The sequence below is a fragment of the Pedobacter sp. genome, from assembly GCF_045628745.1.
GTDB lineage: Bacteria > Bacteroidota > Bacteroidia > Sphingobacteriales > Sphingobacteriaceae > Pedobacter.
Genome location: NZ_JAZQPU010000113.1, coordinates 1 through 10,852, shown reverse-complemented (window position 1 = coordinate 10,852; position 10,852 = coordinate 1). Strand labels below are relative to the sequence as shown.

Genomic DNA, 10,852 nt, shown 5'->3' with positions numbered 1-10,852 from the left:
GTTTTTCAGGAACCCTATTTTATTCCCATAGCGGGCGGCCATTTTATGCAGCAGCAGCTCATCATCTCCCGAAGCCAGGTCGTCTATTCCTTTAAAACCGCCTACTTCGTAAAATGCGGCTCTTTCATAGGTAAGGTTGGCTCCATTGCAGGTGGAAGGCTGGTTATTGCCAATGGTGGATGCACCAAGGCCAATGAGGTATAAAAATTCTAAAGACTGTGCACGCTCAAAAAAGTTCTGCTCAGCTGTGTATAAAACCGGTGAGGAGATCATTTTGAAATCATGCTCTTCATAATAGCTCACAATAGTTTTAAGCCAATTAGGGCCCATCAGGCAATCAGCATCAGTGGTAATAATTAACTTACCACTTGCCCCTCCTATGGCCGTCTCTATCGCTTTCTTTTTATAAGAGTTGATGGTGATAGGCTCATTTAAACTGATTAATTTAATTCTTGGATAGCGAGCTATGATTTGTGCGGTCTGGTCTGTAGAATGGTCGTCTATAAAGATCACTTCCATCAAATTGGCATCGTAGTCTTGTGCCAAAATATCTTCTATCGTTTTTGCTATTTGTGCTTCTTCGTTCCTGGCCGCAACAATAATACTCACAGGTGTATTACCACGTTTAAGTACAGGTTTCACCGTTTTGAGCTGGTGCCAGCCACGGATAAAGGAAAGCACCACCACCAAATAAGTGACGGTTAAAAAAGCAGAAATGTAATTAGCTACGTGTTGTATTTCCAAAGAAATTGAGTTTAAAAACAAAATATGAGCCTAATATAGCAGGAATAATAATATTAATCAGCCAGATACTGGCTGTACAGGCTACTACGGCTGCATTTTTATCGGTTACATATTTAAAAAAGAACAAGGCGGTTACACTGCGTATACCGATATCAAAAAGATCCAGTGAGGGCAGTGCCGATTGCACAAAGAACAGGATGCACACCATCATCACCATGGCATCGAAAGGCAGCTCTGGAATCAGCCATAAAAACATGATCATATATTGTGTGCTGAACACTACATATCGGGCAAGGCATAAAAGCAGGATCCTGAGCAGTTCTGTTTTGCGGTACCTGGCCAGCACTTTATAAAAGCGCTTGTATTTACGTGTAAAGCGGATGGATAGCAAAATGCCGTTCAGCCACCTGATGTTAAAAAATAACACCAAAAAGAACAAGGCAAAGATGGCCGCAAAAACACAAAGCGCAAGGTATAACCCGGGGTCTAAAAATTGAAATTTCGCCACAAATACACAAACGGCAATGGAGCCAAATACATTGGTAAGCACCAGCTGCCCTATGTTACCCACGGTCATGGCAATAACACCAATGATGCGTCTTTTAGGCGATAGAAAGAACACACGACCGCCATACTCCCCAATTCGGTTGGGCGTAAATATGGCCCATGTTAAACCACAAAAAACAGATTCTATGGCTTTCCACAGACTTAACTTTTCTATGGTGCGCAGCAGCCTTTGCCATTTTACAGCTTCCAGCCCCCAGTTGAGCAGCATGAGCACACATACAAGGGATATCACACTGATGATTTCTAACTGTGGTATGCTTTCCAGCATCACCATAAATTCTTTTAAATCGTTATTCTGGCTGAGCTTCACATAGATAAACCAAAATGCAAAGACTACAATTGCAATTTTAAGGAGGTAGGAGAAGAGCTTTTTATGGGTGGCTGTCAAATTTTTACTTTTACTGTCTGCAAATATGCTTAATATTGTTCTATGTTGGCGGAAAAAAAGGAAAGGGTTATCATGGGCATTGACCCCGGCACGGCTGTAATGGGCTATGGGGTAATTTTGGAAAAGGGAAGTAAAATAGAATTAATCACCATGGGTATTGTACGCATGGACCACCTGGATGATCATTTTTTGAAGCTACAACGCATATTTGAGAAAACCATTGTATTATTGGAAGAGTATAAACCTGATGTGTTAGCCATTGAGGCACCATTTTACGGTAAGAATATACAGGTGATGTTGAAATTAGGTCGTGCGCAAGGCATTGCCATGGCTGCAGCCTTATCAAAAAACATCATGGTAACGGAATATGCTCCCCGTAAAATCAAACAATCGATTACGGGTAATGGCAGCGCGGGCAAAGAACAGGTAGCAGCCATGTTGCAGCGTTTGCTCAATTTTAAAGAAACACCAGAATTTTTAGATGCCACCGACGGACTGGCAGTTGCCGTTTGTCACTCTTTTCAAAGGGTGAGCACCACCGGTAAAGGCAAGTCTTACTCCGGCTGGGAATCTTTTGTACAGGATAATAAAAAACGAGTAAGGTAATCTCTTATCTATCCCCTGCCATTCACTAATGCTTCACTAACCTATAGTTAGCTATTCAATAACCTATGCTCCGGTAAAAATAGGGAGCAGGTAGGGAGCTGCTGGCGGTTAGCTTCGGAATTTTCGGTACCAACCCGGTAGCAAACCCGTAGCAAACCTATGTTAATATACCACTATACTTGTGGTATAGGTTAGCAAACAGTAAGCGAAAGGTAAGGGAAGTAATAATGATGGTTAAGCCTTAGAGTGCGAAAGGGATAAAGTTATTCCTTATAAAATATAAAAGCCTGCATTCATATTTAATGATGCAGGCTTTTATATTTAAGGCAAGTAGAAACTAAGCCGCTAGTATTTTAAATACTGCTTTACAGCAGATAAAAGCACCTACAAATAAGATCACCCATGAAATAATAGATAAAATCATAGAATCACCTGCAAAACGAAGGAATACACCTATAACACTGGCAATAATACCAACAACTAATAAAATGTAGATAGAACTGTCATTAGCCCTTTGCATGCTTTCTGTATTGTGTTTTGGTGTCTGTTCCATTATATTTTTTGTTTTTAATGCTACAAAATTAATTATAAAATCTGTAAAAAGATAGAATCCTTAATAAGTTTTTAAGGAGTTGAGTCTTTGTTCTGCTCTTTCTGTCTCTTTAAGGTCCTTACGGGGATAAAATTGCTTTTCCCAGTCGCCATACATAGGGTTTGGAATCACAATATATTTAGTACCAAACAATTGCTGTGCACGGTTAACCTCTTCTGTGGTGATTTTTTGTTCCCTGTAAAATACGTTGGAAAAATCGCTCAGGTTATCGCCACACAACAAAAGAATGTTGTATTGCTCTTTGATTTTTTGTCGGCGGGGTTCCTTATCAGATGTTGATTCATTCAACACCAAATGTGCTGCATCGGCATTAGGAAAACCGAAACGTTTTAAATTATGCAATGTGCCATCAAACTCTGTTCCCAGCCTGTTGCTTACATAAAAAACCTCAACATTAAAGCGGGAAGCAAATTTCAAAAATCCAAAGGCCCCGGGTATGGTATCGGCAATGCCCTTACTGGTCCAGTTAGTCCAGGTTTTAAGGTCATAGCTTCTGCCATGCTGAATTTCAAAACCCTGGTATGGAGAGTTATCCAACACCGTTTCATCAATATCAACCACTACGCAATTGCGTTTGGTGGTGTCTGCATTTTTTAGTTGTTCTAACAGCGACAGGCGGGCAAAGTTATAAGCCTGAAATGCCAGGGCACGGAATTCACCAGAGTGTTGTTGCCATAATACGGCATTGGTATAATCTCTGTAACCTGTTTTATTGTTTTTTTGTGCCCATAAGCTTAAAGGCAATAAAAAGGAAAGGACGGTAAGGGTAAGTACTTTTTTCATATACATCTACTTAGAGAATTTTAAAATTACTGCTGTTGGGGGCAGTTGAAATAAAAAAAGACTTTATCCATGCGGATAAAGGCTTTCGTATGGTGATTTTTAATTATCCATTGAGTGCTGCGGCACCACTTACAATTTCTGAAAGCTCTGTGGTAATTGCTGCCTGACGAGCCTGGTTGTAGGCAAGTTTCAAGGCTTTTAACAAGTCACCAGCGTTTTCTGTTGCTTTATCCATTGATGTCATCCTTGCACCGTGTTCTGATGCATGAGAGTCTAACAATGCTTTATACAACTGAATTTTGATCGACTTAGGAATCAATTGTTCAACAATCTCTTCTTTAGAAGGCTCCAGAATATAATCAGTGTTTGAAGAGCTTGTTGTTGCAGTAACTTCTGTTTTTGGAAGCGGCAATAACTGCTCTGTGGTTACAAATTGTACTGCAGCATTTTTAAAGCGGTTATAAATAATTTCAACTTTATCAAAGTCGCCTTTTTTGAAACCCGCCATAATAGCATCGGTAATTTTAGTTACATTTTCAAAGGTAAGCGCAGTATACACATCATTATTGTTTCCAATCACTTTGTAGTTGCGTTTCTCATAGAAATCCTGAGATTTCTTACCGATAGACACAATACTCACATTTCCGTTTTTAAACTGCTCACTGTATTTCTCAGCGATTAAGTTGTTTGCAGCTTTAATTACGTTCATGTTAAAAGCACCTGCTAACCCACGGTTAGATGATACTACTACAATTAACACCTTATTAGGCTCACGCTCTTGAGTATAAGGTGAGGAAGATCCTTCCAGACTAGCAGAAAGATTTCCTAAGATATCTTTAAGTTTTGTAGCGTAGGGACGTAATTGTATAATAGCATTGGTAGCACGCTTTAATTTAGCAGCCGAAACCATTTTCATGGCTTTGGTAATCTGCTGTGTAGATTGTACCGACGCTATACGTATTCTTACTTCTTTTAAATTAGCCATTCTTTTTTAATCTTCTGCTAGAGTAACTTAGTATTTACTTGCTAGTTCTTTAGCTACTGTTTCTAATACACCAGTTACGCTATCATCTAATTTACCAGCTTTTAAAGCTTTTAAAGTATCAGCATGACGTAATTCTAACTGCTGCAAGTATTCTGCTTCAAACTCTCTGATTTTGTTTACAGGCACTGAACGCATTAAGTTTTTAGTACCGATGTATACAATCGCAACTTGTTTCTCTACAGTTAGTGGAGAGAATTGTCCTTGTTTCAAGATCTCTACGTTACGGGCACCTTTACCTAATACAGAAGTTGTTGCTGCATCAAGATCAGAACCGAATTTAGAGAAAGCCTCAAGTTCACGGTATTGTGCCTGGTCTAATTTCAAAGTACCGGCAACTTTTTTCATTGACTTAATCTGTGCATTACCACCTACACGAGATACCGAGATACCTACGTTAATAGCCGGACGAACACCTGCGTTAAACAAGTTAGATTCTAAGAAGATCTGTCCGTCAGTAATAGAAATTACGTTGGTTGGGATGTATGCAGAAACGTCACCAGCTTGTGTTTCAATAATTGGCAATGCCGTTAATGAACCACCACCTTTAACGATACCTTTCAAAGATTCAGGTAGATCGTTCATTGCCTGAGCAATGTCATCATTCTGGTTGATCTTTGCAGCACGCTCTAACAAACGACTGTGAAGGTAGAAAACGTCTCCAGGATAAGCCTCACGACCCGGTGGACGACGAAGTAATAAAGATACCTCACGGTAAGCAACAGCTTGTTTAGACAAATCATCATAAACGATTAATGCCGGACGACCTGTATCACGGAAGTACTCACCAATAGCAGCACCAGAGAATGGAGCGTAAAATTGAAGTGGAGCAGGATCAGCAGCAGAAGCAGAAACTACAACTGTGTAAGCCATAGCACCGTTTTCTTCTAAAGTACGAACAACGTTTGCTACTGTACTTGCTTTTTGACCACAAGCAACATATATACATAAAACAGGGTTACCTGCTTCATAAAATTCTTTTTGATTGATAATGGTATCAATACAAACGGCAGATTTACCAGTTTGACGATCACCAATTACTAACTCACGTTGACCACGGCCAATTGGAATCATGGCATCAATAGCTTTGATACCCGTTTGCAAAGGCTCGTTAACTGGCTGACGGTAGATTACCCCTGGCGCTTTACGTTCGATAGGCATTTCGTAAGTCTGGCCAATAATTGGTCCTTTACCATCGATAGGCTCTCCCATTGTATTAACTACACGGCCAAGCATACCTTCACCTACTTTAATAGAGGCAATTTTTTTAGTTCTTTTAATGGTATCACCTTCTTTGATCTTGTCATATGGGCCTAATAAAACCACACCAACATTATCTTCTTCAAGGTTCAACACAATACCTTGTAAACCACTTTCGAACTCAACAAGCTCTCCGGATTGAACTTTAGTTAAACCATATACACGAGCAATACCATCACCCACTTGTAATACAGTACCTACTTCTTCTAATTCGGCTTCTGATTTAAAGCCCGACAATTGTTGCCTAATAATTGCCGATACTTCGTCTGGTCTTACCTCTACCATAATTTATATTTTCTATTGTAAATCAGTAATTTTTTATCTGTTATATTTTTGAATTAAACCACGCCCTGGGCAAATTCTTTTTTTAGTTTGTTTAATCCGCTGGAGATACTTGCATCAAATTGCTTATCACCAACTTTAAGAATAAAACCACCTATAAGGTCTTCATTCACTTTTTCTTTTAACAACACCTGGTTTGCACCAATTTCTTTTTTCACCAAAGCAATAATTTCTGCTCTGCTGGTTTCAGTTAAGGCGGTAGCCGAACTTACTTCTGCCGTTACAATACCTTTAATACTGTTGTATTGGGTAACAACTTGTTTTGCTGCTGAAAAAACGATTTCAGAACGCCCTTTGCTTACCATTAGTTTCATAAATGAAAGGGTAATGGCACTCACCTTGTCTTCAAATAAATTCATCAGGATACCTGTTTTTTTATCTATTGGGACAATCGGGTTATTAAGAATAGCTTCTAATTGTGAATTTTCATCGATCACCTTTGAGACTAAAGCCATATCGCTTTTCACCGCTTCCAGAGAGTTATTCTCTACAGAAAGATCGATGATGGATTTGGCGTATCTGGATGCTGCTTTATTTTCTGACATTCTAATCTTATTTAGCTAATTGAATACAATTAGTTTAATTCAACATCTTTTAAAAGATTGGCTACCAAATCTTCTTGTTTAGCCTTATCTTGTAATTGACCACGTAAAACGCGCTCTGCAATTTCGATAGACAGGCTTGAAACCTGGCTTTTCAATTCATATAAAGCAGCTTTCTTTTGGTTCTCAATTTCGATTTTTGCTTTCTCAATTAATTTAGCGCCCTCAGTTTGTGCCTGAGTTTTGGCTTCATTAACGATACTGTCTTTTAAAGTTTTAGCTTCTTTCAACATTAAATCGCGTTCTGCACGTGCAGTTTTCATCAGCTCTTCATTTTGAGCAGTTAAACGAGCCATTTCTTGTTTTGCAAGTTCAGCTTTATTTAATGCTTCATCAATTGATTGCTCACGCTCTTTAATTGCCGCTAAGATTGGTTTCCAGGCAAATTTAGCTAAAACAAACATTAACAATAGAAACGCTATTGTTTGAAAAATAACTAACCCAAATTCAGGTACTAATAATTCCATTTTCTATTTTTATATCAAGTGTTCTCTTTTTTTTTAAAAATATGTACCCGACTTTACAGCCGGGTACAATATCATCTAGCCATTACCCATTAGGGCAACTACTACTGCGAAAAGCGCAACAGCCTCAACGAAGGCAGCAGCGATTAACATCGCAGTTTGGATTTTAGAGGCCGCTTCTGGTTGACGAGCGATACCGTCCATTGCAGAACCACCAATTTTACCGATACCTAGACCAGCGCCAATCGCAGCTAATCCTGCACCAATTGCAGCAATACTTCCTGTAATCATGATTTTATATATTAATAGTTGTTAAAAAATTCAGTTAATGGTGTTCTTCTATCGCCATACCAATAAATAAGGCTGATAAAATGGTAAATATAAAGGCCTGGATAAAGGCAACTAACAATTCAATTCCGCCGATGAATACAGCAAAAGCGATAGAGATAGGTGCAATATACAAACTATTGAAAACGAAGATTAAGCAGATTAAGGATAACACTAAAATGTGACCAGCAGTAATGTTTGCAAACAAACGAATCATTAAGGCAATAGGTTTAGTGAAGATACCAACAATCTCTACAGGAATCATAACGATCCACATTAACTTAGGAACGTCAGGTGCAAAGATGTGCTTCCAGTAATATTTGTTACCATTGAAAACAGTTAACAAAAAGGTTGCCAATGCAAGAATCATGGTTACTGCAATGTTTCCTGTAAGGTTGGCACCACCTGGTAAGAAAGGTACTAAACCTAACATGTTATTGAACCAGATGAAGAAAAATACAGTTAACAAATACGGCATGAAACGCTCATATTTATGACCAAGATTTGGTTTAGCAATATCGTCACGAACGAAGATGATAATAGGCTCCATCCATGATTGAATTCCTTTTGGAGATTTACCATGGTTCTTTCTGTAGCCTTTTGCAACGTTAAGGAATACAGCAAGAATGATAACAATGGAAATCAATAACGTACAAACGTTTTTAGTTACTGAAATATCCAATGGACGCTCATTTAAAGCATGATGTTTTTCATCAAGCGCTACATACTGACCATGTTCATTCGGGGTTGCAGATGCATAGTATATTTTCTCATGCATTTTAACGAAACGTTGTCCGTCTTTTTCAACCACAACTTTAGCATCGTCATCATAACGAAATTCAGCAGAACTAAAGCTTACCAACCCATTAGCTGTATATAAAATTACAGGGAGTTGAATGTAAGTATCACCGATCACATGCCAGCTGTGTGAGTCAGCAATATGATGCAAGGCAAACTTGCCTATATCAAACTTTTCCGCACCATGTGGTTCGGCGTGTGCATCTACTGTTGTCTGAAGGCTATCCGACTGCGCAAAAGCAGGGGAAGCAACAGAGAAAAACGCTAAAAAAAGCGTGAAAGCAACAATTAGCCTATTCACTTTAGAAACAAAAACGTGGTTACAATCCATTTACTCGCAGATTTTTACTATTTATTTTGGTGGCGCAAGTTACGTAACAAACAGTATATTTCAAAGAAGCTAAACAATAAATATAAAGAAAAAAAGTTGAGGACGAAAACGAAGCCGCTTCCAGTGCTTTTAAGGCTGTAAATCAGCACGAAAGCCATAGAGAATACCATTTTCAAGGCTATTGACCCCATAATGGCCATAATTCCACTTTCGGGGTTGCGTTTGATACCTAAAAAAACCACCACATAAGCGATATAAGTAATGCCACCGAGGTAGCCAAATACAAGCCAGAATTTTGGCACAAGTATGGTTTCTTGCGGAAAAAAGGCAGGTAAATAGAAGGCAATACAGCCTAACACCAAACAATATAACAGGTAACTCAGGGTAAACTTACTTAAACTCAAATCGATCTTTTTTTTTTACAAAAGTATACATTTACCACAGTACAGCATTGCCTATTTTTGATTCAATTGTTTTATAACCTGGTAAAGAGAAATAATTACCCCCAGCAAACTAAATATTGCGGTAAGAATTGGCTTTTTGTTTTGCTGCCATTCATCAAGCTTATAGCCAATAAAAGCAAAAAGCCCTATAGTAGCCAACATTTGAAAGCCTATACCAGAATATTTAACCAGGCTGCTGGATGTATTTTCTTCCTTATTATCATTAGACTCCTGCATCATGGTCTCAAATAAAATTGGGCAATTAAGGTGTAATAATTGCTGAATAAAATAATTTTGTCTACTTTTTGATTGACATTGACTCAACCTATACTTTTAAAAACCTGCGTTTTTAGTATGCTAAAGATAACATTTATTTGCTGTGGTTTTTGCATGCTGCTTGCTTGTAGTGCTCAAAAAGAAAGCCCCGGCAGTCGTGGAATGCAAAATTTAACGGCAAAATACAATTACTTATATAATGCAGGTCTGCTGCTAAAAAATTATGAGGCTAACCTGAACGACAGCTATACAACTAATTTTCAACAGCTATTGCCATTACACCTTTCAGCAGCTTCGGGTACAGGGAATTCTGCTGACCTTGACCTTTTGATCAGCAAAGCTCAAACCATTATTTCTCGAAAAAGCGATAGCAAATATATTGCAGATGCCTATCTCCTGCTTTCCAAAGCGTACTTCCTTAAAGGGAATTACTTTCTTGCAAAAGAATATGCTGCTTATGTGGTGAAGACTTATCCCAAAGTTTTACACCTTTATATCCAGGGTTTAGACGGTACAGCCCTTAACTTAATGAAGCTGGACCAGCCAACACTAGCAGCCCCATATTTGGATACCCTGAAGCTTAACCTGCAAAAAGCGAAGAAACAGAAGGCATCTCCCTTGGCTACATTAGCACAAAATGCAATTGATGGCCATGATTTTCAATCTGCAACAACTTATCTGGAGAAAGCCTTAAAAGAAAGACCTGAAAAAGCGCAGCAATACCGCTGGACCTATATTCTTGCCCAGCTTTTTGAACAAGAGAAGCATTATCAACAGGCTCTTTATTTCTACAAAAAGGTAGAAAAAAGCAATGCACCTTTTGATTTGTATTTCAATGCCCTCTTGAGCAGATTTAGGTTATATGGTTTATTAGGTCAAAAGGACCTCGATGAAAGAAAGCCAATTTTAGCACTTCTTAAAGAAGATAAAAGCATGGAATTCCGAGATCAGCTTTATGACCGGCTGGCACAAATTGAAGAGGCAAAGGCTGATTACGATGCCGCTGAAAAATATAACCAGCTTGCCTTGCAGTCAAACCATCAAAATAAATACCAGCAAGGCATCTCCTATTTAAGATTAGCTGATTTACAGTTTCAGCACTTTAAAGACTATTACCGTGCAACGTTATATTACGATAGTGCCTTAAACACATTGCCTAAGCATTACCCTGATTATGCCCAGGTGCGGCAAAAGGCGAACGACCTGAGTTACCTGAATGAGCGTTATGCCACCATTGCTTTGGAAGAAGAATTACAAAATCCAAAG

14 protein-coding genes are annotated in these 10,852 nt (G+C 38.7%); 2 read left to right on the top strand and 12 right to left on the bottom strand.

What is annotated here, in order from left to right:
- Window positions 1–744 (bottom strand): glycosyltransferase (locus ACR2F7_RS04890; RefSeq protein ID WP_432712472.1); only part of this gene is annotated, 744 nt, incomplete at its 3' end.
- Window positions 722–1,699: a hypothetical protein gene (locus tag ACR2F7_RS04885; protein ID WP_432712471.1), complete on the bottom strand. Its 978-nt coding sequence runs from the start codon at window positions 1,697–1,699 to the stop codon at window positions 722–724. The genes ACR2F7_RS04890 and ACR2F7_RS04885, both read right to left, overlap by 23 nt.
- Window positions 1,700–1,741: 42 nt before the next feature.
- Here ACR2F7_RS04885 and ruvC point away from each other — a divergent pair, with 42 nt between their 5' ends.
- Entirely contained in the window at window positions 1,742–2,305 is a 564-nt protein-coding gene (ruvC, locus tag ACR2F7_RS04880) for a crossover junction endodeoxyribonuclease RuvC (protein ID WP_432712470.1), read from the top strand.
- 337 nt (window positions 2,306–2,642) lie between these two features.
- Here the strand turns inward: ruvC and ACR2F7_RS04875 are convergent, their stop codons facing one another.
- From ACR2F7_RS04875 to ACR2F7_RS04830, 10 genes are all read right to left on the bottom strand, one after another.
- The gene (locus ACR2F7_RS04875; protein WP_432712469.1) at window positions 2,643–2,858 is read right to left on the bottom strand and encodes a hypothetical protein; all 216 of its coding nucleotides are present in this window, start codon (window positions 2,856–2,858) and stop codon (window positions 2,643–2,645) included.
- A 60-nt stretch (window positions 2,859–2,918) separates the two neighbouring features.
- Window positions 2,919–3,701, bottom strand: coding sequence for a 5'-nucleotidase, lipoprotein e(P4) family (locus tag ACR2F7_RS04870; protein WP_432712468.1), 783 nt, complete (start codon window positions 3,699–3,701; stop codon window positions 2,919–2,921).
- 103 nt (window positions 3,702–3,804) lie between these two features.
- A complete protein-coding gene (atpG, locus tag ACR2F7_RS04865) occupies window positions 3,805–4,686 on the bottom strand; it encodes an ATP synthase F1 subunit gamma (protein WP_432712467.1) in 882 nt (293 codons plus the stop codon).
- Window positions 4,687–4,713: 27 nt separating this feature from the next.
- Complete coding sequence (gene atpA, locus ACR2F7_RS04860) at window positions 4,714–6,288, bottom strand: F0F1 ATP synthase subunit alpha (RefSeq protein ID WP_432712466.1); 1,575 nt, start codon at window positions 6,286–6,288, stop codon at window positions 4,714–4,716.
- A gap of 53 nt (window positions 6,289–6,341) precedes the next feature.
- On the bottom strand, window positions 6,342–6,890 hold the full coding sequence (gene atpH, locus ACR2F7_RS04855; RefSeq protein WP_432712465.1) for an ATP synthase F1 subunit delta: 549 nt from the start codon (window positions 6,888–6,890) through the stop codon (window positions 6,342–6,344).
- A 29-nt stretch (window positions 6,891–6,919) separates the two neighbouring features.
- Window positions 6,920–7,414 (bottom strand): F0F1 ATP synthase subunit B, encoded by a 495-nt coding sequence (locus ACR2F7_RS04850; protein ID WP_432712464.1) that lies wholly within the window; start codon window positions 7,412–7,414, stop codon window positions 6,920–6,922.
- Window positions 7,415–7,489: 75 nt separating this feature from the next.
- Window positions 7,490–7,699, bottom strand: coding sequence for an ATP synthase F0 subunit C (gene atpE, locus ACR2F7_RS04845; protein ID WP_108553637.1), 210 nt, complete (start codon window positions 7,697–7,699; stop codon window positions 7,490–7,492).
- Between the two features lie 37 nt (window positions 7,700–7,736).
- Window positions 7,737–8,867 carry a F0F1 ATP synthase subunit A gene (atpB, locus tag ACR2F7_RS04840; protein WP_432712463.1) on the bottom strand — a complete coding sequence of 377 codons (1,131 nt, stop codon included), beginning with the start codon at window positions 8,865–8,867 and terminating at the stop codon, window positions 7,737–7,739.
- Between the two features lie 17 nt (window positions 8,868–8,884).
- Window positions 8,885–9,271, bottom strand: coding sequence for a hypothetical protein (locus tag ACR2F7_RS04835; protein WP_432712462.1), 387 nt, complete (start codon window positions 9,269–9,271; stop codon window positions 8,885–8,887).
- Between the two features lie 51 nt (window positions 9,272–9,322).
- The gene (locus ACR2F7_RS04830; RefSeq protein ID WP_432712461.1) at window positions 9,323–9,550 is read right to left on the bottom strand and encodes an AtpZ/AtpI family protein; all 228 of its coding nucleotides are present in this window, start codon (window positions 9,548–9,550) and stop codon (window positions 9,323–9,325) included.
- A 114-nt stretch (window positions 9,551–9,664) separates the two neighbouring features.
- Between ACR2F7_RS04830 and ACR2F7_RS04825 the strand changes: the two genes are divergently transcribed.
- A partial coding sequence (locus ACR2F7_RS04825; RefSeq protein ID WP_432712460.1) for a tetratricopeptide repeat protein occupies window positions 9,665–10,852 on the top strand: 1,188 nt, incomplete at its 3' end.

Excerpts from the sequence above, each read along its gene's own strand:
- atpH (WP_432712465.1), bottom strand. The coding sequence starts at position 6,890 with ATGTCAGAAAATAAAGCAGCATCCAGATACGCCAAATCCATCATCGAT.
- ACR2F7_RS04850 (WP_432712464.1), bottom strand. The coding sequence starts at position 7,414 with ATGGAATTATTAGTACCTGAATTTGGGTTAGTTATTTTTCAAACAATA.
- atpA (WP_432712466.1), bottom strand. The coding sequence starts at position 6,288 with ATGGTAGAGGTAAGACCAGACGAAGTATCGGCAATTATTAGGCAACAA.
- ACR2F7_RS04870 (WP_432712468.1), bottom strand. The coding sequence starts at position 3,701 with ATGAAAAAAGTACTTACCCTTACCGTCCTTTCCTTTTTATTGCCTTTA.
- atpB (WP_432712463.1), bottom strand. The coding sequence starts at position 8,867 with ATGGATTGTAACCACGTTTTTGTTTCTAAAGTGAATAGGCTAATTGTT.
- ruvC (WP_432712470.1), top strand. The coding sequence starts at position 1,742 with ATGTTGGCGGAAAAAAAGGAAAGGGTTATCATGGGCATTGACCCCGGC.
- ACR2F7_RS04875 (WP_432712469.1), bottom strand. The coding sequence starts at position 2,858 with ATGGAACAGACACCAAAACACAATACAGAAAGCATGCAAAGGGCTAAT.
- ACR2F7_RS04830 (WP_432712461.1), bottom strand. The coding sequence starts at position 9,550 with ATGATGCAGGAGTCTAATGATAATAAGGAAGAAAATACATCCAGCAGC.
- atpG (WP_432712467.1), bottom strand. The coding sequence starts at position 4,686 with ATGGCTAATTTAAAAGAAGTAAGAATACGTATAGCGTCGGTACAATCT.